The sequence below is a fragment of the Psychrobacter sp. NZS113 genome (genome assembly GCF_015864825.1).
GTDB lineage: Bacteria > Pseudomonadota > Gammaproteobacteria > Pseudomonadales > Moraxellaceae > Psychrobacter.
This window is the reverse complement of record NZ_JADYWL010000001.1, coordinates 326,208-351,795: the sequence shown is the minus strand read 5'-3', so window position 1 is coordinate 351,795 and position 25,588 is coordinate 326,208. Positions and strand designations below refer to the sequence as shown.

The window sequence follows — 25,588 nt, the reverse complement described above, 5'->3', positions numbered from 1 at the left end:
CCACTTTTATATGATGTAAGCTTATTCAAAACCCAATATCTATTTTTATCCCTAACGAAGGAGTTATCTAAATGTGGTTGGCAGTCATTGCAATTTTGATTGGTCTAGCAATTTTGGTTTGGAGCGCTGATGTTTTTATTGATGGCGCAACAGCATTGGCACAAAAATTTCGAGTACCCAGCTTTTTAATTGGTGTGCTTATTCTGGGTATTGGTACATCAGCACCTGAGATGGTGGTATCGGTACTAGCTGCATTAGAAGGCAGCCCTGAGTTGGCACTTGGCAACGCTTATGGCTCTAATATTATCAATATTGCTTTGGTACTGGGCGCAACCGTAATAATAAGCCCCATTATCATCCGTAAGGCCATCGTCAAGCGCGACTTGCCTATCTTACTAATGATTACGGCAGTTGCAGCATGGCAGTTACGTGACGGCTCACTCAGCCAAGCAGATGGTATCGTGCTATTAGTATTGTTAGTATTGGTATTGGCCACTCAAATCGTATTGAGCATCCGAGAAGGCAACCATGAACATGATAACGATGTCATAGCTGACGATGATGCGAGTACCAACCATGAAGAACCTAGCGTCATAAGAGGCTTGGGCAGTTTGTTTTTGGGTATGTTGATGTTGGTTGCCAGTTCAAGAGCCATTGTTTGGGGCGCAGTTGAGGTCGCAACATTTTGGGGATTAAGTGAGTTGATCATTGGATTGACGATTGTTGCAGTCGGCACTTCATTACCTGAGCTGGTCTCTAGCTTGTCTGCTGCTCGCAAAGGTGAACATGACATGGCACTAGGTAATATTATTGGCTCTAATATTTTTAATACCCTCGCCGTTGTAGGCTTGGCAACCGTCATTGCCCCTATCACTGTAAACCCAGTGATTTTTTCACGTGACGTGATGGCAATGGGTCTGATTACGGTATTACTAGTAATACTTTGTGGATTTGCTTTTGTCACCAATCGACCATTTGGACGAACCTCTGGTGCCATGTTAATGCTGTTTTTTGTGGGCTATACTGGATGGCTGATTCAAACCGTCAACTTATAAAGTGTTGACGTGATTGTTCGCACGTACCAATACATAGTGAGTAATACGTAGCTATATATATTATGGTTATATATTACGGTTTGTTTTGCGACTGCTTACGATTCCTGAAACCACGCCATAACCCTTCGTGCGCTACTTTTGGCATTTTTAGGGTTATGGTGTTGGATAACATGTCTTGCACTGCTAAACCGCGACGATTAAACAAACAAAAGGCGTAATTAAAGACCCAACCTAATAAGGCGCTGGTCAATAATATCGCACGCGACCCACCAATTAAGCTGCCGATAATACCGAATAGTAATGGCATCAAACATGCTGCCAAAATACGCTTAAACGACTGCCCCCACGTCAATAAATGACCTGAGTTATTCACGGTTTTTAATCGCCAAGTTTGCATACCCAGTGTCTGTCCACCACGACGCCAAAACAATCCGTAGAACGCCACAAGCGTCAGTACAAAAGACGGCGTCATAATGACGTTTTGATACCAAGTTGGCAACGACTGGGCTTGAGAGGAGTCTGTACCTGTATTCATGGTCAGCAATGTACCAATCACGGTCAGCATCGTTCCCACTAAGAATAACAATGCCAAAATCAACATGCCGTCGTAGAGTACCGCCACGACACGTGTGGTAGGCTTAGCGATCGTTGGCTCTTCATCAGGTATTTGCTGCATAGGAGCATTACGTTGCGGCTTTGATTTTGTGGTTGCTTTAGATGTGCGTTTAGATAAACTTTTTGACATGGTACAAGCTCATAGCAAGCAGTGAATAATGGCTCCATTGTACCGTAATTCACGGTTGTATCGTACATTATCCTCAGATGCTATCTGGTCATGCCTGTAATCAAGGCAGGAAGTATTAAGACAAAAGTAACAGACATAAAAAAACCGCCAAATTGTCATAAGACAGGCGATTGATTTAATTTTTTAGCTTAAAATAAGCTAGTATGCAAATGGTGCGCCTGGAGAGATTCGAACTCCCGACCCCTTAGTTCGTAGCCAAGTGCTCTATCCAACTGAGCTACAGGCGCGTATTTTGCACGTTATCCACTGCATTGTTAATAACAATTACAGTAAATTAGGTTGGTCATTATATAGATAATATCGCTTGTGTCAACATCTTTATTCATTAAAATATAATTAATTTTTAACTTATAAAGACTAACAACTAATTTTTGCGATGCTACTCTAAAAACAACACTATAAATGGAGGTGAAGGAGGGATTCGAACCCTCGATACGCGCAAACGTATGGTTCCTTAGCAGGGAACTGGTTTCAGCCACTCACCCACTTCACCAAACGACGTAAGACTTTTTAAGTTCTAAAAAATAGTATTATTGCTGATAATACGTCTTATCCCGTGGGCGATGATTATAGCAAAACCAAAAAGAATTGCAAGCATTGTCTAACTATTTAATGCAATTTTTATGATATTTATTTGTTTATATGGTCTTATGCCTTTTTTAACGAGTAAAGTATCTCTAAAAACCAGAAAGAATGAGGTCTAAGCCAATCAATATGCGATTAATTACTATTTATCAGTACATTTGATCGATGCACTAATTTTCAATATATAGTCAAACCCATATAAATTCGCTACATCGTCATCCTCGCTAACTATACCAATGTATAGCTTACACTCGGTTTCCTTGTATCGAAATTATTTGAACTCAACGATACAATCTCTCACCTACTATGGCTTTTTCAGCAGTGGATGGCTATAGTATTTATTATTCATATTTAAAATATATCAAAGGAAGTGTTATGCGACCAGTGGTTCTTTGCTTTTCAGGATTGGATCCCTCCGGTGGTGCTGGGTTACAAGCCGATATTGAAGCCGTTGGCCAAGCAGGTGCTCATGCCGCCATTGCCTGTACTGCCATCACCGTACAAAACTCGCAACAGGTATTTGGCTTTGAAGCGTGTGCCGCTAGCTTGGTGAAGAACCAAGCCACAGCGGTGCTCGATGATCTGCCTGTTAGCGTCATCAAATCAGGTATGCTTGGTACGACTGATAATATCGCGATGTTGACCCAACTGTTTGCTGAGCAGGTTATCGCTGCTGAGACACCTTTTGTATTAGATCCAGTATTGGTCGCCAATAGCGGTGGTAGCCTAGGCGATGAGCAGACCTTGGTAGCTGCATTTAAAGCGCTTCTCCCCTACGCCACTCTAATCACACCGAATACGCATGAGCTACGTGCATTAAGCGGTGAGCAAGACTTGCATATCGGCGCGCAGAAGCTATGTGCACAAGGTACCCATGCCGTATTGGTAAAAACGTCACATGACTTTGATAGCGGTGATATTGAGCAGTATCTATATATAAAAGGTGAAATGGTACACCAAAGCATTTTGCCGCGTCTAGAAGGCGAATTTCACGGCTCAGGCTGCTCACTAGCCAGCTTTATCGCTGGACGCTTAGCAATGGAAGATTTACTTGTTGATGCAGTCAAGGCAGCCGATAGCTGGATTACCCAAACGCTGCGTGATGCTGATGCGCCGCACCCTGATAATGCTCAAGCCCAGTTGATACCCAATCGTTTCATCTGATTGCAACTGATTGATGTCTTTATATACTGATAACTTTTATCAGTGACAAAAAAAGGCGCTCTATGTCTTATAGAGCGCCTTTTTTATGTATTGTATTTTCGACAATGTAGCTTTTAGCTTAATAAATTTGGCTTAGCCTAACATCGGCAAGAAGCTCGCTGCCAAACCGCCAATAAACATCTCTAGCAGAATAAAAGCAACAAAGGCTATCATCGGTGATAAATCAAGCATACCCATGTTTGGCGTGATACGGCGGAATGGTTCCAAGATTGGCTCCGCAAGATTCATAATGATGCCAATAATCGGATGCTGAGATTGCGTAAAAACGACAATCCAGCTGACGATAATTGAACCAATAACCAAGTAGCGACACATACGCAAAAAATCTAAAATCAAGCTGATAGTACCAGTGAAAAATAACGGTACGGGTGCAATGCCTTTATGGGTCAGTGCTGCCTTTCCAGAGATATCAATCAGACGAATCAAAAACATCAGTACAATCGCTGCAATACTGATACGACCTTGACCAACCGTTGGAAAAATACGTCCAAAAACATCGACAATATGGGTCGCTTTATAAGCAGGGGCTATCATTGGATTGCTCGCATCCATACCCGCAAACTGTAGCATAAAGCGAATAAATACCAACATCATTGCAAAGGTGGTGACCAAATCAAAGATTTGAAATAACATGTTGTTCATGAAGTGCTACTCAATGTGGCGTTATTAACAGGTTAGAGGATGATGAATGTCATTATCAGATGCTTAGTATAGTCAACCCTCTATAAGTTGGATACGGTGTCAGACTCGCTTAGCCTACTACTTGTAGTACTTTCACTCGCCTGACTTGTATCCAAATTATATGGAGCCGACTATATTACCAGTCATATGCGTTATTAACTTTGGAAAAATAAGCACCTGACATATAGGTAATATCATGCCCAAAAATAAAATTAGCCAGTGATGCGAATATCAATACTACATCTTGCAGACTAAAACGATTTTGACACCAGCAATCGTATTTTTGGGTGTTGTCTAACTATTTACTCATCTCTTCACTAAGCGCTTGGCTGCGATCAGAGCAGGCTTTCATGGCTTCGCTGATTTGACGACCAATTTCATTGGCTTGCATTGACTCAACCGCAGCTTGGGTCGTGCCATTCGGTGAGGTAACCTTGCGGCGTAATTCAGCAGGCGCATCATCACTTTCCATCGCCATCTTTGCAGCACCTATCATGGTTTGCATAGCAAGTGCTGAAGCTTGTTCTTTGTCTAACCCTAACGCCACTGCGCCATCAATCATCGATTCGAGGAAGTAGAACATGTAGGCTGGCGCTGAACCTGATACCGCTGTTACAGCATGCATCTGCGCTTCATCATCAACCCACATAACTAAGCCTGAGGCTTCCATAACAGCAGTTGCCAATTCTTTTTGTTCTGCTGAGATATTAGCTGTACCATAAAGGCCAGTAGCACCCATTTGAATCATAGAAGGCGTGTTTGGCATCGCACGGACGATATTGCTATAGCCACCTAGCATATTTGACAAAAGATCAGTCGACAAGCCTGCCGCTACTGAAATGACTAATTGAGTGTCTAATATATCTGCGAAGGCACTAACGACCACTTTCATCATCTGTGGTTTTACTGCTAGTACCACGATATCAGCATCGATTACAGCAGATTTAGGATCAGCCATTGGATCCACAGTGTTTAGACCTTTGGCAGTTAATTGCTCACGTGCATCGCTGCTAGGATCAGCGACTGTGATTAGATTTGGTTTGATGCCGCAGCCCACAAGCCCGCTAATAAGCGCTTGTGCCATGTTTCCGCCGCCGATAAAGCTGATTTTTTTATTATCTAATACTGACATATGTGTCTCCTGCTCAAAAATTCAAAGATACTCAAACTAACATAAGCTTATGCAAAATGACATTCAGTTTACCATACTGCCACTAGGGCTGTTTGACAAATTGAACAAGTCAGCATAGGAACCAGACTCTAAAAAACCCAATAAATTGAAAGACCTTCATCCCATATTTAGAACAAGTTTTGTCGCATTTCTACAGCATCTCTTTTATATTCACACTGCTTTTTACCAGTTTAGACAACTGGATAACTTTATCTGCAATACTCAAATACTTATTGCTTAAGTTATCACTACTCAATGTCCAACTATCAAAAGGAGAGACTAGTAACAAGGGTAATTCTATAGGCAGCTCATCTTTTTCATTTGGCCAAATAATACTAACCACGATCAAACTTTCACGCAGCCATAATGGTATTCCCAGTGTTTGATAAAGCTTCTTGCCAGATTGTGGACGCGATGCCAACGCTGTCTTCAGGCGTTGATTGCGGTGCAATGGGGCGATTTGTAAGATAGGAGATACTGTATCGTGTACTGCTTCATCTTTATCACCGTCTAGTAAAAATCGCACAAACGCATCCGTCGGAATCTGCAACTGCCAGATAGCACGTTGACTACTACGCAAAGTAATGAAGTCGTGTGGCTCAACAGCGATATCAGGAGAAGGTCTTTGAGTTAGTATTCGTCTCTGTTCAATAAGTGGCAATTTCAGCCAAGTCAGCCACTCATTGCTTAGACGATAAAGCTGCTGCCGATAACGACGGATAGTATAAGACTGCTGACGACCTTGCCAAAAAATTTCCGTTTGATGATCATGGTCATCACGTTGACTTAGAAGTAATACATCATCTACGAGCTGCTTAGCCGGCGGTAATGGCTCATCTTGACCCAACCAATAATGTAATAATTGACGTTGGCGATACAGTGGCAGATTGTGCAATTCATCAATACTCAGGACTTGCTGTACAGATGGCAATTGTAATGAAGCAACTGCTGTCTGCTGTAAATCCGCATCTGCTTGTGCACTGATACTTGCCTGCGCTTCACTCAATAGCTGCGCGCTACGAGCAATATTATCAATGACGTTGGGATTATATCTCGCCAATACTGGCATGATGTCACGGCGTAATCCACTACGCACGTTATCACCTGTGTCATTGGTGGGATCATCAATATAGGGCAGTTGTAGACGCTGAGCATAGGCGCTAATGCGGGCACGCTGAATAGTTAGCCAAGGTCGCCATAGTATATTGTGCTGCCCGCCTTGTCTTTGTACGCGCCACGGCTGCATGCCCGATAGACCATTCACGCCAGCGCCTTGAATCAATCGCATCAATACGGTTTCTGCTTGGTCGTCAGCATGATGGCCCAGTAGCAAAACATCACCTTGATTGATATGTGCGCGCATGACGTCATAGCGAGCTTGCCGTGCTGCCTGTTCATCATGACCGTTTACTTGCGCACGTAATATATGACACGGTATCGTTTGAGCCGCTGCCCAATCAGCGACATGTGATGCCCAAGCGTTACTATCCGCTTGCAGACCGTGATTTACATGTAAGAGCTGCGGTAAAAACGGCAATTTTCCTTGTCGATAGAGCTGCACACATAACGCTGCTAATGCCAGTGAATCGCGCCCACCACTACATGCCAGCCAAAGTCGTCGACCATGCAGCTGTTCACCATACTCAGCCAAACTGTTCAATAATGCTGCGGCTAGCTTATTATCAGCGGGTAACTCATCGATTGGCTCAATAGAGTAAGAAAGGATTGCACTGCTGGTCATAGTCAGCCTTATTTTCAGTTACGTTAGATGCTTTATATAGTAACAGCCACAAAAAAACGCGCCATTAAATGACACGTTTTTATTTTAGCACTAAGACTCAGACTCTAATATGAAAAGCCACGTATTCATGACGTTTAATATTAGGTTAGTACAGTATTAGCTGACTAGGCAGGCAACATCACTTCAGAGTTAAACGTTTTTAGCTTTTCATAGCGTAGCTCGCAACGATCATGCGCATCCAAATCTTTAAGCTCATCTAACTGTTCAGCAATAAGTGCTTTCAATGCGGTCATGACTGGCTGCGGTTGCACGTGAGCACCTTCGCCCTCTTCAATGACTGCATCAATTAAGCCCATTTGATATAGGTTAATGGCATTTAATTTCAATGCTTCACTAGCATCTTGTGCTTTTTCAGCCGTTTTCCATAAGATAGACGCACACCCTTCAGGAGAGATGACTGAGTAAATACTGTTTTGCAGCATGTTTACTTTATCACCCACACCGATGGCTAATGCGCCACCTGAACCACCTTCGCCGATAATCGTGACAATGATAGGTACTTTTAGACTAGAAAAGACTGCGATACTCTCTGCAATGGCTTGCGCTTGTCCACGCTCTTCTGCACCGATGCCAGGATATGCACCTTGGGTATCTACAAAGGTCATCACCGGAATATTAAAACGCTCAGCCATTTTGACCAGACGAATAACTTTACGATAACCTTCAGGATTGGCCATACCAAAGTTATGAGCAATACGCTCGCGAGTACTGCGACCGCGATGTTGGCCAATTACCATCACAGGCTGACCGTCAAAACGAGCCAAGCCACCAAGTATGGCTTTGTCATCGGCATAAGCACGGTCGCCATGCAATTCATCAAATTCGGTAAACAGCTGATTAACATAGTCCATAAATAATGGACGCTTGGCGTGTCGTGCAAGCTGCACACTATCCCAGACAGTGCTCATAGACCTTTCCCTTTAATAATTATATTTAACAATGGCATCGTTATCGGTTTACAGCTAATGAAAGTACAGTTGTAAACTCAATAGAGGCTATAGTAGCACATCTTAAATCGCATAACATTACCGACAGAGCAGCTTTTGTTACGCGAATCTTTAGCTTAATAATTACAACCGTAATTTCTATCAGCGCTAAGCTTCAACCACGCTCAGCTTCACGCCCCACTTGGCGAACTGATCCGCTTCAGTACGGAGATCAGACAATAAGAAAGCATAGTGCTCACTGCTATCGATGACGGTGATTTGCCAACAGTTATCATCCATGACCTTCAATTCTAATTCGGGTAACTCATAATCGCTGCGGCTATGATGCGCCAATACTGCCAGACGTAATAGCAAACAGAGATAGACGAGCTGATCACCACCGATAGTACACGTCTGCTCAAGCATATCCGCCTTAAGCTTACGACGATGATTGAGCATCAACTGCGCCATACGCTTTTGATCGACTTGCGAAAACCCTGGAATATCTGAATATTCGAGCAGATACGCACTGTGTTTATGATAGCTGCTGTGACTGATCGCTAGTCCTATCTCGTGCAAGAAGGCTGCACGTCTGAGCAAATCACAGTCATCGTTGGTCAGCGTAAGCTTGTCTTTTACTTGCTCAAATAAATGACGGCTGGTCTTGACCACTTGTTTGGCTTGCTTTTTGTCGCCTGAATAACGTTTAATCAATGCCATCACACTGCGATCACGTACATCTTCGCTCACAAAGCGGCCGAGCATGTCGTACATCACTCCTTCACGTAGTGCACCATCTGAGTAAGTGATACTCTCTACACCCAGCACATCCATGATAGCAAGCAGCACAGCTACTCCTGCTGGGAATACCGCTTTACGGTGTTCTTTAACACCTTCTAAGTCAATATCATCAACGTTGCCAATTTTAAGCAGTAGCTTTTCTAGTTTTTTGACACCTTTATAAGTGATGCACTCTTGCTCATCAGCCCAGCCTTTGGACACAAGGACGTTACGCACCGCTTTTATCGTCCCACTGGAGCCAACCACGCTACTCCAACCCGTCTTTTGATAACGCCCATTAATCGCCAACACTGCTTTGCGGGCATCCAAGATGGCATTATTAAAGGCTTCTTTGGTAATCAATCCGTCAGAAAAATACTTTTGCGTAAAAGACACACAGCCCATCTGTAGGCTTTCAGTCAATAGTGGATCGAACTCTTGACCAATAATGAACTCTGTCGAACCACCACCGATATCCATCACCAAGCGTTTATCACTACTGGCATTGGTATGCGAGACACCCAAATAGATCAATCGAGCCTCTTCGCGTCCTGCAATGATTTCAATAGGCTTAGGCAAAATCTTATTGGCACGTGCAATAAAGTCGTTTGCGTTTTTGGCTTGTCGCAGCGCATTGGTCGCGACGATACGGATACGCTCAGGTGGTACCGAATCCAAGCGCGCCACAAAGCGACTCAGGCATTCAAGGCCACGTTTTTCAGCTGCTGCACTTAGGATCTTATTTTCATCTAATCCGGCGGCCAGCTGAACCTTTTCAGACATAGACACTACTTTTCGCACCTCACCATGATCGAGACGCGCAATGGCTAGGTGAAAGCTGTTGGAGCCAATATCAATGGCTGCCATCATTTCGTCATCAGCAAGCGGTGGATTCGTAAGGTAGTCAATAGGCATAAGAGGGGTCGTTACCATGTTAGATAAAGGAAAAAGAATACTTACTAAAATCAGGAGGCTGATCTGTACAAAAATACAGATGCATAAATAAATCTATCCATATGAATAGACGGTATTTTTGCCATTAAAGCATTTATGCCAAACACTGGCAAGCGACGCAAAACCACAGTGAACGTGTTATGACACCATATATACAGTAATGGAGGCACAGTTAGCATCTATTGCTTGTGTTAATAATATTGGTTTGCTACATTGAAAGCCACTAATATTATAATAAATAACAGTGACTTGGTGTCTGTTTATAAATAGACTATCACCTATAATCCGCATCTAAATAGAAAGCAACTTACTCACCAATGTTAAAGTCTGCCTTAATTTTATATGGCATACACCACTAGCAAGGAAGCTAAAAATGAAAGAAACTGCCACACAGAACATGACCAAAACTGCTGATACGCAGATAAACAGCAATGCCAAGAAAGAAGTCGTTAAAAACAATACGCCAACTGAGCAGAAATTTTATGATTTCTATTTGGATGAGCATCAAAACATGGCTTGCCGTCGCTTGCATTTCGCCGGTAGCAGTTTTGGATTATTAGGATTGGCCAAATCTGTCAAAACCCGTTCGCCCAAACCATTGCTCAAAGGTATTGCTGCTGGATATGCTTGCGCATGGGTCGGACATTTTTTCTTTGAAAAAAACAAACCAGCCTCTTTTAAATCTCCTCTAAAGAGTTTTGTCAGTGATTTCCGAATGTATGGCGATGTGGTGCGCGGTAACTTGAGCCTGAAGGATCGCAAATTTGATAAAGCACGATAAGATTCAATCGTTGTATACAGCACGCATTAAAAAACTGGGTTGCTAAAAATAGCAGCCCAGTTTTTTGTTCGTTTAGAGAATTTTATTCGTGTTATTTCATTCTAATCAATGAAATGACGTATTCATTTATCGCAAAGACTTACGTAATATTTTACCTACTGCCGTTTTCGGCAACTCATCGATAAACACATAAGACTGCGGACGCTTATAGCCAGTCAGACGCTCAATGGCAAAAGCCGCCAGTTCATCAGCCGTTAAACTTGGGTCTTTTTTGACCACAAAAGCTTTCGGTACTTCACCGCTATGCTTGTCTTCAACCCCAATGACAGCAACTTCTAGCACTTTTGGATGTTCAGTTAGTGCAGCCTCTACTTCATTAGGATAAACATTAAATCCTGAAACCAGTATCATGTCTTTTTTACGATCCACGAGTGTCAAAAAACCATCTCTGTCCATGACGCCAATATCGCCTGATTTAAAATAGCCATCTTTAGTAAAGGTATCTGTATTATCTTTTTGCCAATAGCCTTGCATTACTTGTGGCCCTTTGATGCCAACTTCTCCAGGTGTTCCAATCGCACACGAAGATCCATTATCGTCAATGATTTTGATATTCATCATTGCTAACGGCAGACCAACGCTACCATTAAAAGTCGTAATCCCTGGTGGGTTGAACGAGATTACCGGTGCTGTTTCAGACATCCCATAACCTTCATGAATCATCATACCAGTCACTTGTTGCCACTGATCAGATACAGCTTTGATGATGGCAGTGCCACCACCGATAGATAAGGCCAATCGACTAAAATCAAGGCCAGAAAATTTTGGATGATTGAGCATACCAATAAACAAGGTATTCACAGAAGGAATGACATGCGGACGATGCTGTTCGATGGTATTGACTAGCCCATCAATGTCACGTGGATTAGTAACCAAGATATCCTCCCACCCACCATATATACCGAGCAGACCGCAAACGGTAAATGAGAAGATATGATAAAGCGGTAAAGGATTCAGTATCTTGATCTGCTCGCTACGACCAGCCTCTATCGCCTTGCCAAACATCGCATAACACTGACAGATATTAGCCATGACATTATAGTGTGTCAGCATGGCGCCTTTTGGCTTACCAGTCGTGCCGCCTGTATATTGTAATAACGCCAAATCCTCACGCTTGATAGTCACAGACTGATATTGCCCAGCGTGGTATGTATTTATAATATGCGCAAAGCTTACATTCTGCTCTGAGATATTGTTTGCAGCATTATCGGTTGTGGTTTGGTTGGATTGACTAGATTGGCGAGTTGTATCGGTCGACAGCTCAAGTTGAGTAAGTAAGGTAATATCGTTATCAGTAGGTACAGCATTCGGATTGACAGAACAATGTACGACCAGTGACAGCTGCGATTTCACTGCATCGTCTAATTGATCGAAAGCGGCTGTCATCCCATCAAGGACAATCAACACACTGGCTTGAGCATCCGTCAGTTGGTGTGCCAATTCATAATGGGTATACATCGGATTGACGTTCACCAGTACCGTGCCTGAGCGCAGGCAACCAAGCAGCACGACTGCATACTGTAATATATTGGGTAGTTGTACCGCGACACGATCGCCCTTGTTGATTCCTTTTGCTTGTAAAAAAGCAGCAAAGCGGCGACTGGCAATATCCAATTGTGCAAAGGTAAGCGTAGCGGGCCCCATACTAAAAGCTACAGAATCACTATGTTGATTTATCTTCGGTTGCAATAAATCTAGCAGGTTGTGCTTGCCCTCTAACACATCTAGATTATTTCTTAGTCCATGTTTCTCATACGAGGCTTGCCATAACGGTGGCGTATTGCTGCTAGGCATATCGTTAGTGCTGGTAGTCATGAGTTAGCGTCCCTGCTGAGTGTGTTTTTCTCAGCATAGCACACTCTAATCATGATTTTTTAAGCGGCTGAGTCACTTTGCTAAGTCTGTCACTGACCATACTTTTGGGCTATATATCGCTTTTTATGACCAAGATACAGGACAAAAACTTAGCTCGATCAGCTTAAAACTATATAGTCATTCCACTAAAAAAGTGTTACTGCGTTAACCTCGCTTGAAGTATTTGATATACATCTATACTCGGTTGCCTTGTACTACTTTTGAATTGAATCGACTATAGGTTCAATTCCGTACGCACATTTACTAAACCCCTTATATATTTGAGATATAGCCGAAATATAGCCATGTTATGCTAAATGCCATTTCACACAAATAACGAGATTACATGTTTATTATGAGCCATATTAAAAAAGTCGGCTGTCTTGCTTTACTGTCAACAGGGCTATTTGTCAATGCTCAAGCGTCTGCAGAAAACACCTGCGACAATGCCTATACTCAAACAGATATGAATAAGTGTGCTGCAGCTAAGTTGGCCGTAGAAGACCAAAAGCTAAACCAATCTTACCGTGATTTTCAGCGCTTACTTAATAGCTCTGAGAAAAAGCAATTAAAAACGGTGCAATTGGCATGGATTAATTTTAGAGACAAAGCTTGCCAGTTTTCTGCCAGTTCGGTTCGTGGCGGTAGTATTTATCCAATGGTGCTCAATAGTTGTTTGACCACTTATACACAACAACGACGCGTACAGTTGGACGCCGATATTAAAAGCATCAAAAATAAATAAATGAGCATAAAAAAACCAGCACCTCTTAAGGTACTGGTTTTTTTATTAAGCCAAAAAATAGCTCTAGCTAAATTACGCTTTTGCCATTTTTGCAAATATCTCATCAGCCGCTTTGATTGATGCGTCGATGTCTTCATCGCTATGCTTGATAGACATAAAGCCTGCTTCATAAGCCGACGGTGCAAGGTAGATACCACGATCTAGCATACCGTGGAAGAAAGTATTAAACACAGTCATGTCACACTCTGTCACATCATCAAAGTTCTGAGGCACAGTGGTCTCGTTGTCTCTAACGAAGAACATACCAAACATGCCGCCCAATTTATTGGTACGAAGGTTAATACCATGCTTGTCAGCCGCCGCTTGGAAACCGTCTACTAAACGATCAACTTTCGCTGCCAATTCATCATAAAAACCGTCTGCCGTTAAATCTTCAAACATCGCAATACCAGCACGCATCGCTAGTGGGTTACCTGATAACGTACCCGCTTGATAGACACCACCAAGTGGCGCGATACAAGACATGACTTCTTTTTTACCGCCGAAAGCGCCCACGGGTAGACCTGCACCGATGATTTTGCCAAAGCAAGTTAAATCAGGGTCGATACCGAAGTGCGCCTGTGCGCCGCCAAGACCAACGCGAAAGCCTGTCATGACTTCATCAAAGATTAATACCGCGCCATTAGCAGTACACTCGGCACGCAACGTATCATGGAATTCTTGTGTAGGGATGACCATGTTCATGTTGCCAGCGATCGGCTCTAAGATAACGCATGCGACTTCTTCGCCCCATTTCTCAAAACAGTCTTTAATCGCTTGAGGATCATTATAAGGAATCGTAATCGTGTGCTTAGCAAAATCAGCAGGTACGCCTTTTGAGGTTGGCTCACCAATATCAAGCATGCCCGAACCTGCTTTTACCAACAAGCTGTCTGAATGCCCATGGTAGCAACCTTCAAATTTAACGATTTTGTCACGCTGAGTATAACCACGTGCTAGACGAATCGCACTCATGGTTGCTTCGGTACCAGAGCTGGTCATACGAATCATTTCAACACTAGGTACTATTTCGCAAATCTTATCGGCAACTGTCGTCTCGAACGGCGTTGGTGTACCAAAGCTAAGACCATCATCAGCGGCTTTTTTAACCGCATCAATAACTTTTGGATGCGCATGACCCAAAATCATCGGGCCCCAAGAGCCAACATAATCGATATAGGCATTGTCTTCGGTGTCATAAATCTTGCTGCCATTGGCACGGTGCATAAAGATAGGCGTACCACCGACTCCCGCAAAGGCGCGGACTGGCGAGTTGACACCACCTGGAATATGCTTGCTGGCTTGTGCAAAGAGCTGTTCGTTTTTAGTACTCATAGTTATTCTCTACTTATAGGTTCTATGTTTTATAAATTCTATGTCTTAATAGCTTCTGTATTTTTTGACTGTCGTTGATTTTATATTTGTTTATTATCTAATCTTTCAAGCATATCTGAAATGCTAGGCTTTTTTAACGACAGAAGACTTGAGCTTCATCGGGCCATAGCCATCGAGTTTGCAGTCGATATCATGACCATCGGTCGCATCCGGCAATAGACGAATACTTTTCGCCTTGGTACCTACTTTAATCACGATTGAAGAGCCTTTGACTTTTAAGTCTTTGATTACAGTCACGGCATCGCCATCTTGTAGCTCATTACCCACTGCATCACGAATAACTGCATCTTGCTCTTCAGCTTGCGCAGCATCAGACTCTGCCGCCGTCCATTCATGAGCACACATCGGACATACCAGTAACGCACCATCTTCATACGTATATTCAGCATCACATTTTGGGCAATTGGGTAAGCTCATAATTTCCTCGGCAGCCATTGTAAATTAAGTTTATTCTAGAGCTAACATTGTACCGTAACTCGACAATTTTAACCAATTTGTACGGTTGAAAACTGGGTACTGAGCCCAATTTAACGCTTAACTCACCACTTAACCACGAGCTTTTTTATGACCGTGTTTTTTGTGGTACTCTTCTTAGCTTCATTTAGTTTTATGTGCATGTACGTTTATCAATTAACTCCCAAACCGATATCTTTAATGAATAAACTGACATTAAAAGGATAATAATAATGACTCAAATTTCAAATGCATCGATATTACCAAAGTTTGCCCAATTAACCATTCAAGGTGAGGATGCCGAAAAATTCTTTCAAGGACAGCTGACCTGTGATGTCACCAAGCTCGGGCTTAGCTATCAAGCTGCTGCCATTGGTAACTTGAAAGGCCGTATTGAATTTGGTATTTGGATTAAGAAGCAAGCAGAAAAGCAATATGATGTGGTCATTAGTGCTGACTGCGCGGATGCTCTACAAGCCCACCTCAAAAAGTATGGTGCATTTTCTAAATTTGAAACCAGCGCGCCAACGCCAATTTATCCTTGTGTCCTTGATAATGTACCAACTTTTAGCCATAAAGATGACCATAATACGACTGAGGATACACAAGCTTGGACGCAATGCAGTATTGCCACTGGCAACTATTGGATCGTAGCTGCCACTCAAGGTGAATTCCAACCGCAAGAGCTGCGCCTACATCAGCGCGGCGGCATGGACTACGACAAAGGCTGCTATCTGGGTCAAGAAGTCATCGCTCGTATTTATTTTAAATCAGCACCCAAAGCATTTTTGCACTATGTAAAAGGCGTTGGTGAGCTACCATCTGCGGGTGATAAAATCGATAAAATTCAAGTGGTCAATGCGATTGCTAATGCTGAAGGTTTTGAAGCATTGGTCATTACTCGTCCAGAATACCTTGTTGATAGCGCACTAACACCACTAGACTTGCCAGCCGCGCTGCAAGCTGATGTGGCCCGCGCCAAATAAAATTTGCCCTATAAATGGTGTTAAAAGTTTAACCCATTGCTGTCAGGCCATTAGACAATCACAGTAGAGAACCCTATGACACATGTTGCAGTACTTGGAGCAGGCGTGGTCGGTGTGACCACCGCATGGTATCTTCGTCAAGCAGGCTATGATGTGACTGTGATTGAGCGTGAACCCGCAGCAGGCTTGCAAACCTCATTTGCAAATGGTGGCCAAATATCGGTGTCGCATGCCACGCCTTGGGCCAACCCTGCGACTCCGATGAAAGCACTCAAATGGTTGTTTAAAGAAGATGCCCCGCTACTGTATCGCTTGCGGGCTGACAAAGCTCAATTAAAATGGGCGATGCAATTTCTGCAAGAATGCCGCGCTGACAAAGCCGATGCCAATCTAGTGCAAATGGTACGTTTGGGTCTGTATTCCAGAGACGCTTTGCAGCAGCTGCGTGCGGATATCGGTATTGATTACGAACAGCAAACACGCGGCATCATGCATTTTTATACCAATCAGGCAGAGTTTGATGCCGCCATTGAACCAACTGAACGCATGCAAGCGCTCGGTTGTGAGCGTTACGTGATTGATATCAATAACGCCGTCAATTTAGAGCCAGCGCTTTACCCAATTGCTCACAAACTCACTGGGGCAACCTATACCAGTCGTGATGAATCTGGCAATGCCCATCTATTTACGCAGCGGTTAGCGCAGCGCTGCATCGATGCTGGTGTACAGTTTTTATATGATACTGAGATTTTAGCACTCAATACCGATACAGACTCTTCGCGTCCGCACGTACACAGTATTACCATTCGCCCAGCAGGTGAAAATGCCCAGACCTTTACTGCAGGTACTTATGTGTTGGCGCTTGGCAGCTATAGCGTGTCATTGTTAAAACCTTTGGGCATACACGCGCCAATATTTCCAGCAAAAGGCTACTCTGCCACCTATACCGTCAACCCGCGCGCTCCACATTTAGCGCCTTTTGTGAGCTTAATTGATGATGAGTTTAAGCTAGTCACCTCACGACTGGGTGACAAATTACGGGTGGCTGGTACGGCTGAATTCAATGGCTATAACCTAGACCTAAATGCTACGCGCTGTGAAGCCATTACTCGCCGCGTGCAGCAATTATTTCCGAAAGGTATCATTGCAAACTCTGTGCAATATTGGACAGGACTGCGCCCGATGACCCCATCGAACGTGCCCCTTATTGGTCGCGCACACTGCGGTCAAGTCAAACACGGCAGCCATAATGCCTCAGCGACTTTTGACAACTTATGGCTCAATACTGGGCATGGTACGCTGGGTTGGACGCATTCTTGTGGTTCTGCAAAAGCCCTTAGTTTATTAATCCAAGGCGAAACCCCTAACGTTGATTTTGACTTTGTCGGTATGAGCACTTGATCATATAAGCAATAGATTAAAGTTTCATGCAAAAAAAGAAGACGCTTATTGTAGGTAAGCGCCTTCTTTTTACTTTAAATTTAGGACAATTCTTAAGTGATTGCGTTATCCATCAAGGTTTATGATGCGGTAGCCAATGCGTCATCTGTTACTGATTCAAGGGCTTCCAATTGTACCGGTACACCGTTAACTGCCGCATTACCACTTAACTGGTCAATCAAAGTGTCATCAGTCAAATCGTTCACACTCACCCCTGCATTTGCTTGGGCGATTTTTTGCTTGACCCCTTTACGGCCGTGACCAAAGCCATGCGGAATACTCACCACGCCTGGCATCAGCTCGTCGGTCACTTCTGCTGCAATGATCACACTGCTAATCCGTGAGGTGACTTTTACAGATTGACCATCAACAATGCCATGCTGTGCCGCTGTGTCAGGATGCAGCATCAATGTACAACGAGATTTGCCTTTTACCAATCGATGGCTGTTGTGCAACCATGAGTTGTTGCTACGCACATGACGACGGCCAATGAGCAAAATCTCATTATCGTTATACTGCTGTACCATCTCTCTCACCCGTGCTAAATCTGCTTGATAAAAATCGACATGAAGATGAATCTGCTTGTCTGCGTGCTTAATAGCGTCTGGCAACATACTATGTAGAGGCCCTAAATCGATACCATGCGGGTTTTCCATGAGCACATCTAACGTGACCTCTTTATAAGGCCCATACTTTAGACCTTGCTCTAAAACAAATTTCGGCCCAAATGCTTTTATCGCTGCACGCTCTTTTTGCGTTGCTTCTGGCGCATCTTTATCCAAGCGCGCTGCGAGCTCTAAATAAATCTCCCAATCATGTCTCGTCTCTTCTGATCTCTCAAACAAGGCGGGCGAGTATTTGGCGACATTATGGACAGCAAAACCGTTAAACGTAACATCATAATGGTCACGCTCTAGTGGCGATACAGGCGGCAAGATAATATTGGCATGACGACTGGTCTCGGTCACAAAGTAATCGAGTGACACCATAAACTCTAGTTTTGACAGCGCTTCGTCTAGCTTTTCACCATTTGGGGTACTGAGCACAGGGTTACCCGCAACGGTGACGAATCCTTTTAATTGCCCCTCGCCCTCGACCAACATCTCATCTGCCATGGCGACCACAGGATACTCGCCATTAAAATCAGGCAAGTTGCTCACTCGGCTGTGGCGTTTACCCAAATAGCCTGGGCCTGAGCTGTTCACAACGTCCATTGCAGGATTAGGGAACATCAGCCCGCCCACTTCGTCTAAGCGTCCTGTGACGATATTAATGACCATAGACAGGTACTGACTCAGTAGGCCAAACTCTTGCACCGAAATACCCATTCGGCCGTAGCAGACTGAGCTTTCCGCTTCGCAGAATTCTTTGACAATACGTTTGATTTCAGCAGCCGTAATACCCGTAATGTCTGCTACAGATTCAGCCGTGTACTCTTTGGCAAACAAAGCAAGTCGATCAATCTCTGGTGCCAAGGCAGCCACTCTAGTATCTAACTTAGCATAGCCTTGTGCATAGATCTCATTGAGCATCGCCAGTAACAGCAATACATCTGTTGCAGGACGAATAAAATGGTGTTCGCTGGCAATGTCAGCAGTTTCTGTACGTCTTGGGTCAATCACCACCACTTTGCCATCACGGGCTTTGATGTCTTTTAGTTTTTGGCGCATGTTTGGGGCGGTCATGATACTGCCGTTAGAGGCCAGCGGATTACCGCCGATAATGAGCATATACTGAGTGTGATTCACATCAGGAACTGGAATGCGTAGCATATGGCCAAATAAGTGCATACTGACGATATGGTGCGGCAGTTGGTCAATTGAAGTGGCAGAAAATCGACTGCGCGTTTTTAAGCTAGTGAGCAGCTGTTTGATGGTCAGCATACCGCCCATGTTATGCACGTTAGGGTTGCCAAGATAGACCCCCAATGCATTTTGGCCATACTTTTGCTGTACTGATTGAATACCAGCGGCCACTTTATCCAACGCTTCGGGCCAACTGATGGTTTTCCAGCCATCGGCCGTTCTTTCGACAGGCTGACGCAGACGGTCAGGATCTTCATGCAAATCCTGTAAAGCCGTTGCTTTTGGACAAATATACCCTTGAGAAAAAGGGTCGTTTTTATCGCCTTTAATCGATAATACTTGTTCACCATCATGCTTTATCTCAACACCGCACATGGCCTCGCACAATGTACAAGTTCTAAAATGCGTTTGCGCTTCGCCTAACGTTGGTGTAGCCATGGTTGTGGCCATAATAACTCTCCTTGTTGTGTTTGATTAATCCTAGTTTTTACGATAATAGTTGTCGCTTATTATCGTTATTCACTACTATTGCTTCCGTGCAAAAAATTGGCGAACAGTGCATCAAAGCTGCTGCTTAACGTATCAATCGCTTGCTGCCTTGAGTAGCGCTGCTGATGACAGCCTAATATGAGCTCATGTACTTGTGCAGCAGCAATATCAACACAAAGATTGACAGCACTGCGTTCACAAGAACGATTGGATAGCTGCAATCCTTGAATAAATATCTCTGTCCACTCTTCTTGTATCTCGGTGACCAGATTACCCAATCCGTTGTTTAACGAAGATTGGTTTTCTATATTGGCAGTAAACCGAGGGCGATCTTCTAACAAATGCTGAAACAGTGCAATATTTTGAAAGGCCGAATCAAAGATCATCACCAAACATTGCTGACAGCGCTCATTGAACTGCACTTTACTCAATACATCATAATCTTTGAGCATATCGACCCAGGCCAGTCGCATGGGCGATAAGTAATTATCCTTTAACTGGGTGCTCAATTCATTTTGCAGCGCGTCTAGGCTATCAAAATGGTTATAAAAACTGGGCTGTGCAATACCAGCGCCTTTGGCCACTTTATTCATACTCATGCCCTGAGCGCCCTCTAAGCTGTACAGTCTTAATGCACTTTTTAGTAATGCACGGCGTGTTTTGGCTTTCGCCATCTCGCGTTTAGACTCTGTTGGTACAACCAAATGTTGCGCTAGTACAGTCAATGAAAAAGCATCCTTCTTTATTTACTTACTCGATAAATAATTAAATCGACACACCAGTAATTTACCTTGAGTGCTATTGTGCCGAAAAAATGTGATGATGACGGCCACACGCCGATAACTATTGTTTCAACTATAAGGTTATAGTCATTTAAACCATAAGTCTATAGTGAAATCCATAGTAGAACTCGTGCTTCACAAAACGAAATTTTTAGGTTGCCATCATGACATCATCTGTTTTTTTCCCTTTCACATTGCCTTGTGGCGCTACCCTTCCTAACCGCTTGGCTAAAGCTGCTATGGAAGAAAACATGGCGGATGAAGGACAAATTCCTGGCACTGATCTACTGCTCTTATATCAGCACTGGGCCAATGGCGGTACAGGATTATTGATTACAGGTAATGTCATGGTCGATGGTCGCGCAATGACTGGGCCTGGTGGCATCGTATTAGATAAATACAGCGACATGGCTCCTTTCACAGCATGGGCGCAGGCTGCCAAACAAAACAATACGCACGTTTGGATGCAACTCAACCATCCTGGCCGTCAAGTGTATGCTGCCATGGGCGGGGATGTGTTGTCGCCTTCTGATGTGGCCATTGACTTGGGTAAGCACTCTGGTTTATTTAGCCAACCCCGAGCCATGACGCTACAAGATATTGAACAGCTCATTCAACGCTTCGTAGACACAGCAGTCAGAGCCGAACAGGCGGGGTTTGATGGCGTACAAATTCATGCCGCTCACGGTTATCTCATTTCTCAGTTTTTATCACCACTGACCAATAAGCGCCAAGATGAATATGGCGGCTCAATTGAAAACCGTATGCGACTATTGATTGCAGTCATTAAAGCGGTTCGTGCTGAAGTGTCACCCAGTTTTGCCGTTGGGGTCAAAATAAATTCAGCAGATTTTCAACGTGGTGGGTTTGATGCAGACGATGCAAAAGTGGTTGTTTTAGCTATGAATGAATTGGCGGTAGATTTGGTTGAGCTGTCTGGTGGCAGTTACGAAAGTCCTGCTATGCAAGGTAGTACGGCAGACGGCAGAACGCTACAACGAGAAGCCTATTTTTTAGATTTTGCAAAAGAGATTGCGCAGGTAGCTACCATGCCAGTGATGACCACAGGTGGTGTTAGACGCTTGGCCGTTGCAGAAAATGTACTCGCGCAAGGGATTGATATCGTTGGTATGGGAACCGCTCTTGCCATGAACCCTTCATTACTCAATGATTGGAAAAAATATGAAACTACTAGCGCTCATAATCCAGTCGTGCAATGGCGTGATAAAACCTTGAGCGCTGTTGCTACTATGGCAGTGATCAAGCGCCAACTGCAGCGCATGGGTAAAGGCAAGCTACCTAAACCCGATGCTTCACCGATATTCTCACTCATTGCTGATCGCATTCGATTAAAAAAGCTAACCAAACGCTATCACACATATTTGGCCACTTTAAAAAATCCTACGCCGTAATATCAACGTTAAAAGTTATTTATAAGTTTGACCGCATTGTAGCTGCCTTACCATCTACATTCTTCTAATTATGTAGCATGCAGCAGAGTGGTTTTATAAATTTAAATGGCTTTGAAATTATAATTTCATGGAAAAATGCTTGGTAGCTACTACGTATTGCAAACACAAGTGAGCGCGATTTTGACACAATGATGGTACAGGTAACAGACCTATGCCATTCATTATAATTAAGCAACACTATAAACATTGGATGTACAGACACCACTGTTAAAACTGATTATATTTATTACCACAAGGCAGTCAATACTAATAAAAACCAACTGCTTTTGTGATTAGATAATTATAAAAATAACCAATAATAAGATTAGTTAAAAACACGATGTAATCAAAAAGTAATCAAAAACGTCCAATAAAATAAGGAAGAAAATAATGAATGAACATACGCTAAAAGGTGAATGGAATCAGCTAAAAGGCTCAGCAAAGCAAAAATGGGCTGAACTAACTGACGACGATTTAACGCACATTGAAGGCAGCCGTGACAAGTTGGTTGGCCGTGTACAAGAGCGTTATGGCCATGCCAAAGACGACGCTGAGCGTGAAGTAGATGACTGGCGCCGTGAAAATAAATATTAATTCATTTTAATTATAAAAAACAAAAAGCCGCATACAAACTATGCGGCTTTTTATTGGATAATGGTTTCTATAGTAATGGATAAATATATTGAGTACGAGCTGATAGGTAGAGAGCTGTTCGCCGTTTGAATTGACATACTTTTCTTAATGTCCAGACACGATAAAACCGCATAGCAATTAATTGTTATGCGGTTTTATTGTTAACTATCCATGTTACCTATCACGACCGTTTCTATACATCCTTGCATAGTCTTCAGCATATTGTGATACTGGGCATCCTGCCCTATTTACTACGTCTACAGCATTAACTACTGCTATCAGCAAAGGTTATGTGTCCTTACCTCACTTATTATTATCATCCTGATGCCAATAAGTCAGTCATTATCCTTAATGCGGTCAACTCAATCCTTGAGTCACATTTCCTAATGCCGTGTGACTATAATGCCCAATTCCTAACCTGATGTTAAGTCGCATAAGCGTCATTGAGTGTAAGCATATGCTTACACGCTTTTTAATAACAAGCCAATTTTTCTTGCTTTTGTATGGCTAAATGACCATTTCACCGACCACGCCGACCAAAAACCCTAGTGATGCACCCAATGACGTCAGATAATTATTATCTAATTTACTTTCAGGAATGATGTCTTGAATCAGTAAATAAAGGATGCCACCACTCGCAAACGTCATTAAATGTGCAGTAATATTAGGATGCTGACTCAGCAAAAAATGCCCGACTAAGGCAGATATAACCCCAAAAAAGCTTAAACCAAAAAATATGGTCAATGTCTTTCCCACACTGAAACCGCTGCGCACTAAATCACGAAACGAATTAAAGGATTCAGGCAGATTCTGTAAACCAATAAAAATAGCCAATAGCAATGCCATTTGTGGCTCGATTGCGAAAACAGCACCTAAAGCAATAGACTCTGGCACAAAATCCATCATCATCGCTAACAACGTTGCCTGCTGACTGCCTGACGATGCTAGCTTTCGGTCTATCAACATAAATAAGATAGCACCAAATGAAAATGATCCCATCACTCCCCAAACGCTCAATTCATCCATGCCTTTGGGTACTAATACCAATGCCAGTGCAGACAAAATAATACCTGCGCCAAAGGACATTAACGTGTGAACCAACTGTGATTTAACCGGACTGTCTTTAATATGATGGTCAAACATATTGGCTAATAGTCCACCGATAAATACCGTTGCACCTGCAAATCCTGAAAACAAAATAAGTTTGAGTGGCATTTTTTTCCTTATTGTTGGTTGAGTATCTTATTAATTTATTGTCTTTGGCTGATATCGCTCAACAGCTTAGCTTTGAACCCATCAACAATGTATCCAAATTCTACTCATTTACAACTTCTTAACGTAAATGACATCTAACACCAAGTTTTATACCTTATGATTGATAATGTAAGTAAATATTTCATTACTAGCTAAACAATTAGGATGCAGTTGCTAGGTAAGGTATTTTCGACAGCACGTTAGTAAATACCAATATATTAGATGTCAAATTACGCATACCAAATTAAGAATACATAGTTAAAAATATACAGTCGCTGTGCCCTACCAAACAATAGGAAGATTCATTATGAGAACACTACAACGCTCTACCGTAAAGACGATTCTTTCATCAGGACTTTCAGTTGCTTTGTTGGGCACGATGGTCGGCTGTACCACTATCGCTTCCCCTTATGACAATCGCCCTGTATACCGTGATAGCAATACGAGTAACAATAACGTCAACCGCGTTAGTCAGCAGCTACGTCAAGACTTACGCCGCAATGGTTATGATGTCAGAGACATTCAAGCTAGCAATTATCGAGGGAATCAAATACTTACTGCTTATGCTACTAAAGGTAAACAAGCCTATGAGCTTAAGTATACGTATCCTGCCTTGAGGCTTATCAGTTCAGACAAAAAATCATGGTCATCTAATGGTAAAGAGGACAAATATAAAGACAACGGTAAGCATAAAAACAGTAAGCATCATAAAAACGATGATGTCGAAGACAGTATTATAAGAGAAGCACGCTATCCAGCTATCAAACAACAAGCCGTCAGAAAAGTTAGCGCAATGGGCTACCGTGTAAAAGATATTGAGCTTGAAGAAAAGAATAATCGCGGTGTGTTTGAAATCGAAGCAAGACGTGGCTCACAAGATTATGAAATACTACTTGGCTATCCTAATCTAAATGTCATTCAAGTTAAAAAAGACTGATTTTCTATAGCACGACTATTTATGACATTCGTATTTTACAACACAGATACGAGTATAAACTTTTGGCATCATTAACTTCTTGATGCCTGTGGTCAAATAAACCAGCTCTTGGTATATTTGACCTTTTTTTCGTTTTATTACGTACAACTAGAGCGTCCCCTCAATCCCAATACTAAAAATCTAAGACCTTTATTACATCGTAAGCTGGTGTCTCATACGGATGAGCTTCTTTTAACGCAGCGATGACAGTTCCAATAACCCCTTCAGCAACGACCATCTCAACTCGCCATTCCTCAACAGCTTCGAGTCTATTGTGCACGCCGATATTTGGATTACTGCCTGCCAACGGCATAAACTGCCCCATACCTCTCACTTGCCAACAGCACTGCTCATAATTACCAATGGTACCTGCACCGGCCGCAAACAATGCAGACTTCACTTGCTCTAAAGCAGATTCTGGGATAAAAACCGTGAGCTTATACATATCGTCCATCCTCTCTAC

22 protein-coding genes and 2 tRNA genes are annotated in these 25,588 nt (G+C 43.0%); 9 read left to right on the top strand and 15 right to left on the bottom strand.

Annotation, left to right across the window (positions count from 1 at the left end; translation table 11 throughout):
- Positions 1-71 precede the first annotated feature (71 nt).
- Positions 72-1,055, top strand: a complete 984-nt coding sequence (locus I6E61_RS01520; protein ID WP_197128833.1) for a calcium/sodium antiporter — start codon at positions 72-74, stop codon at positions 1,053-1,055.
- Between the two features lie 73 nt (positions 1,056-1,128).
- Here I6E61_RS01520 and I6E61_RS01515 read toward each other — a convergent pair whose 3' ends face one another.
- The 3 genes from I6E61_RS01515 to I6E61_RS01505 all read right to left on the bottom strand — a co-directional run bounded on the left by I6E61_RS01515 (position 1,129) and on the right by I6E61_RS01505 (position 2,353).
- A complete protein-coding gene (locus I6E61_RS01515; RefSeq protein ID WP_197128832.1) occupies positions 1,129-1,800 on the bottom strand; it encodes an RDD family protein in 672 nt (223 codons plus the stop codon).
- Between the two features lie 210 nt (positions 1,801-2,010).
- Positions 2,011-2,087: transfer RNA gene (locus tag I6E61_RS01510), tRNA-Arg, on the bottom strand.
- A 176-nt stretch (positions 2,088-2,263) separates the two neighbouring features.
- A tRNA-Ser gene (locus I6E61_RS01505) sits at positions 2,264-2,353 on the bottom strand.
- 467 nt (positions 2,354-2,820) lie between these two features.
- On the opposite strand from I6E61_RS01505, the gene I6E61_RS01500 reads away from it, so the two are divergent.
- Positions 2,821-3,609 (top strand): hydroxymethylpyrimidine/phosphomethylpyrimidine kinase, encoded by a 789-nt coding sequence (locus I6E61_RS01500; protein WP_197128831.1) that lies wholly within the window; start codon positions 2,821-2,823, stop codon positions 3,607-3,609.
- A 132-nt stretch (positions 3,610-3,741) separates the two neighbouring features.
- Here I6E61_RS01500 and I6E61_RS01495 read toward each other — a convergent pair whose 3' ends face one another.
- The 5 genes from I6E61_RS01495 to ppx all read right to left on the bottom strand — a co-directional run bounded on the left by I6E61_RS01495 (position 3,742) and on the right by ppx (position 9,943).
- Entirely contained in the window at positions 3,742-4,311 is a 570-nt protein-coding gene (locus I6E61_RS01495) for a YggT family protein (protein WP_197128829.1), read from the bottom strand.
- A gap of 337 nt (positions 4,312-4,648) precedes the next feature.
- Positions 4,649-5,482, bottom strand: a complete 834-nt coding sequence (gene proC / locus I6E61_RS01490) for a pyrroline-5-carboxylate reductase (protein ID WP_197128827.1) — start codon at positions 5,480-5,482, stop codon at positions 4,649-4,651.
- Positions 5,483-5,672: 190 nt separating this feature from the next.
- On the bottom strand, positions 5,673-7,262 hold the full coding sequence (tilS, locus tag I6E61_RS01485; protein ID WP_197128825.1) for a tRNA lysidine(34) synthetase TilS: 1,590 nt from the start codon (positions 7,260-7,262) through the stop codon (positions 5,673-5,675).
- A 164-nt stretch (positions 7,263-7,426) separates the two neighbouring features.
- Positions 7,427-8,230: an acetyl-CoA carboxylase carboxyltransferase subunit alpha gene (locus tag I6E61_RS01480; RefSeq protein WP_194196103.1), complete on the bottom strand. Its 804-nt coding sequence runs from the start codon at positions 8,228-8,230 to the stop codon at positions 7,427-7,429.
- A gap of 186 nt (positions 8,231-8,416) precedes the next feature.
- Positions 8,417-9,943 carry an exopolyphosphatase gene (ppx, locus tag I6E61_RS01475; RefSeq protein ID WP_194196104.1) on the bottom strand — a complete coding sequence of 509 codons (1,527 nt, stop codon included), beginning with the start codon at positions 9,941-9,943 and terminating at the stop codon, positions 8,417-8,419.
- Positions 9,944-10,355: 412 nt separating this feature from the next.
- Here ppx and I6E61_RS01470 point away from each other — a divergent pair, with 412 nt between their 5' ends.
- Positions 10,356-10,763 (top strand): DUF962 domain-containing protein, encoded by a 408-nt coding sequence (locus tag I6E61_RS01470; RefSeq protein ID WP_197128824.1) that lies wholly within the window; start codon positions 10,356-10,358, stop codon positions 10,761-10,763.
- Positions 10,764-10,889: 126 nt separating this feature from the next.
- Here the strand turns inward: I6E61_RS01470 and I6E61_RS01465 are convergent, their stop codons facing one another.
- Entirely contained in the window at positions 10,890-12,638 is a 1,749-nt protein-coding gene (locus I6E61_RS01465; RefSeq protein WP_197128823.1) for an AMP-binding protein, read from the bottom strand.
- A 394-nt stretch (positions 12,639-13,032) separates the two neighbouring features.
- On the opposite strand from I6E61_RS01465, the gene I6E61_RS01460 reads away from it, so the two are divergent.
- On the top strand, positions 13,033-13,422 hold the full coding sequence (locus I6E61_RS01460) for a lysozyme inhibitor LprI family protein (RefSeq protein ID WP_197128822.1): 390 nt from the start codon (positions 13,033-13,035) through the stop codon (positions 13,420-13,422).
- A gap of 72 nt (positions 13,423-13,494) precedes the next feature.
- Here I6E61_RS01460 and hemL read toward each other — a convergent pair whose 3' ends face one another.
- Positions 13,495-14,796 carry a glutamate-1-semialdehyde 2,1-aminomutase gene (gene hemL, locus I6E61_RS01455; protein ID WP_197128821.1) on the bottom strand — a complete coding sequence of 434 codons (1,302 nt, stop codon included), beginning with the start codon at positions 14,794-14,796 and terminating at the stop codon, positions 13,495-13,497.
- Positions 14,797-14,919: 123 nt separating this feature from the next.
- A complete protein-coding gene (locus tag I6E61_RS01450; RefSeq protein WP_227669171.1) occupies positions 14,920-15,273 on the bottom strand; it encodes a zinc ribbon domain-containing protein YjdM in 354 nt (117 codons plus the stop codon).
- Positions 15,274-15,542: 269 nt separating this feature from the next.
- On the opposite strand from I6E61_RS01450, the gene I6E61_RS01445 reads away from it, so the two are divergent.
- Positions 15,543-16,295, top strand: coding sequence for a folate-binding protein YgfZ (locus I6E61_RS01445; RefSeq protein WP_197128820.1), 753 nt, complete (start codon positions 15,543-15,545; stop codon positions 16,293-16,295).
- A 75-nt stretch (positions 16,296-16,370) separates the two neighbouring features.
- On the top strand, positions 16,371-17,696 hold the full coding sequence (locus I6E61_RS01440) for a D-amino acid dehydrogenase (RefSeq protein WP_197128819.1): 1,326 nt from the start codon (positions 16,371-16,373) through the stop codon (positions 17,694-17,696).
- Between the two features lie 119 nt (positions 17,697-17,815).
- Here the strand turns inward: I6E61_RS01440 and I6E61_RS01435 are convergent, their stop codons facing one another.
- Positions 17,816-19,990, bottom strand: coding sequence for a molybdopterin oxidoreductase family protein (locus tag I6E61_RS01435; protein ID WP_227685619.1), 2,175 nt, complete (start codon positions 19,988-19,990; stop codon positions 17,816-17,818).
- Between the two features lie 65 nt (positions 19,991-20,055).
- Positions 20,056-20,754 (bottom strand): TetR/AcrR family transcriptional regulator, encoded by a 699-nt coding sequence (locus I6E61_RS01430; RefSeq protein ID WP_197128818.1) that lies wholly within the window; start codon positions 20,752-20,754, stop codon positions 20,056-20,058.
- A 221-nt stretch (positions 20,755-20,975) separates the two neighbouring features.
- Between I6E61_RS01430 and I6E61_RS01425 the strand changes: the two genes are divergently transcribed.
- Complete coding sequence (locus I6E61_RS01425) at positions 20,976-22,223, top strand: NADH:flavin oxidoreductase/NADH oxidase family protein (protein WP_197128817.1); 1,248 nt, start codon at positions 20,976-20,978, stop codon at positions 22,221-22,223.
- Positions 22,224-22,652: 429 nt separating this feature from the next.
- Entirely contained in the window at positions 22,653-22,856 is a 204-nt protein-coding gene (locus tag I6E61_RS01420; protein ID WP_194196114.1) for a CsbD family protein, read from the top strand.
- Positions 22,857-23,402: 546 nt separating this feature from the next.
- Here the strand turns inward: I6E61_RS01420 and I6E61_RS01415 are convergent.
- Positions 23,403-24,110, bottom strand: a complete 708-nt coding sequence (locus tag I6E61_RS01415) for a ZIP family metal transporter (RefSeq protein ID WP_197128816.1) — start codon at positions 24,108-24,110, stop codon at positions 23,403-23,405.
- Positions 24,111-24,456: 346 nt separating this feature from the next.
- Here I6E61_RS01415 and I6E61_RS01410 point away from each other — a divergent pair, with 346 nt between their 5' ends.
- Positions 24,457-25,086 (top strand): hypothetical protein, encoded by a 630-nt coding sequence (locus tag I6E61_RS01410; protein WP_197128815.1) that lies wholly within the window; start codon positions 24,457-24,459, stop codon positions 25,084-25,086.
- A gap of 172 nt (positions 25,087-25,258) precedes the next feature.
- Here the strand turns inward: I6E61_RS01410 and I6E61_RS01405 are convergent, their stop codons facing one another.
- Entirely contained in the window at positions 25,259-25,570 is a 312-nt protein-coding gene (locus tag I6E61_RS01405; RefSeq protein ID WP_197128814.1) for an NGG1p interacting factor NIF3, read from the bottom strand.
- Positions 25,571-25,588 lie beyond the last annotated feature (18 nt).

Coding starts and splice junctions, on each gene's coding strand:
- I6E61_RS01410 (WP_197128815.1), top strand. CDS start 24,457: ATGAGAACACTACAACGCTCTACCGTAAAGACGATTCTTTCATCAGGA.
- I6E61_RS01450 (WP_227669171.1), bottom strand. CDS start 15,273: ATGAGCTTACCCAATTGCCCAAAATGTGATGCTGAATATACGTATGAA.
- I6E61_RS01515 (WP_197128832.1), bottom strand. CDS start 1,800: ATGTCAAAAAGTTTATCTAAACGCACATCTAAAGCAACCACAAAATCA.
- ppx (WP_194196104.1), bottom strand. CDS start 9,943: ATGCCTATTGACTACCTTACGAATCCACCGCTTGCTGATGACGAAATG.
- I6E61_RS01470 (WP_197128824.1), top strand. CDS start 10,356: ATGAAAGAAACTGCCACACAGAACATGACCAAAACTGCTGATACGCAG.
- I6E61_RS01445 (WP_197128820.1), top strand. CDS start 15,543: ATGACTCAAATTTCAAATGCATCGATATTACCAAAGTTTGCCCAATTA.
- I6E61_RS01520 (WP_197128833.1), top strand. CDS start 72: ATGTGGTTGGCAGTCATTGCAATTTTGATTGGTCTAGCAATTTTGGTT.
- hemL (WP_197128821.1), bottom strand. CDS start 14,796: ATGAGTACTAAAAACGAACAGCTCTTTGCACAAGCCAGCAAGCATATT.
- I6E61_RS01420 (WP_194196114.1), top strand. CDS start 22,653: ATGAATGAACATACGCTAAAAGGTGAATGGAATCAGCTAAAAGGCTCA.
- tilS (WP_197128825.1), bottom strand. CDS start 7,262: ATGACCAGCAGTGCAATCCTTTCTTACTCTATTGAGCCAATCGATGAG.
- I6E61_RS01500 (WP_197128831.1), top strand. CDS start 2,821: ATGCGACCAGTGGTTCTTTGCTTTTCAGGATTGGATCCCTCCGGTGGT.
- I6E61_RS01495 (WP_197128829.1), bottom strand. CDS start 4,311: ATGAACAACATGTTATTTCAAATCTTTGATTTGGTCACCACCTTTGCA.
- I6E61_RS01405 (WP_197128814.1), bottom strand. CDS start 25,570: ATGTATAAGCTCACGGTTTTTATCCCAGAATCTGCTTTAGAGCAAGTG.
- I6E61_RS01465 (WP_197128823.1), bottom strand. CDS start 12,638: ATGACTACCAGCACTAACGATATGCCTAGCAGCAATACGCCACCGTTA.
- proC (WP_197128827.1), bottom strand. CDS start 5,482: ATGTCAGTATTAGATAATAAAAAAATCAGCTTTATCGGCGGCGGAAAC.
- I6E61_RS01480 (WP_194196103.1), bottom strand. CDS start 8,230: ATGAGCACTGTCTGGGATAGTGTGCAGCTTGCACGACACGCCAAGCGT.
- I6E61_RS01425 (WP_197128817.1), top strand. CDS start 20,976: ATGACATCATCTGTTTTTTTCCCTTTCACATTGCCTTGTGGCGCTACC.
- I6E61_RS01460 (WP_197128822.1), top strand. CDS start 13,033: ATGAGCCATATTAAAAAAGTCGGCTGTCTTGCTTTACTGTCAACAGGG.
- I6E61_RS01415 (WP_197128816.1), bottom strand. CDS start 24,110: ATGCCACTCAAACTTATTTTGTTTTCAGGATTTGCAGGTGCAACGGTA.
- I6E61_RS01435 (WP_227685619.1), bottom strand. CDS start 19,990: ATGGCCACAACCATGGCTACACCAACGTTAGGCGAAGCGCAAACGCAT.
- I6E61_RS01440 (WP_197128819.1), top strand. CDS start 16,371: ATGACACATGTTGCAGTACTTGGAGCAGGCGTGGTCGGTGTGACCACC.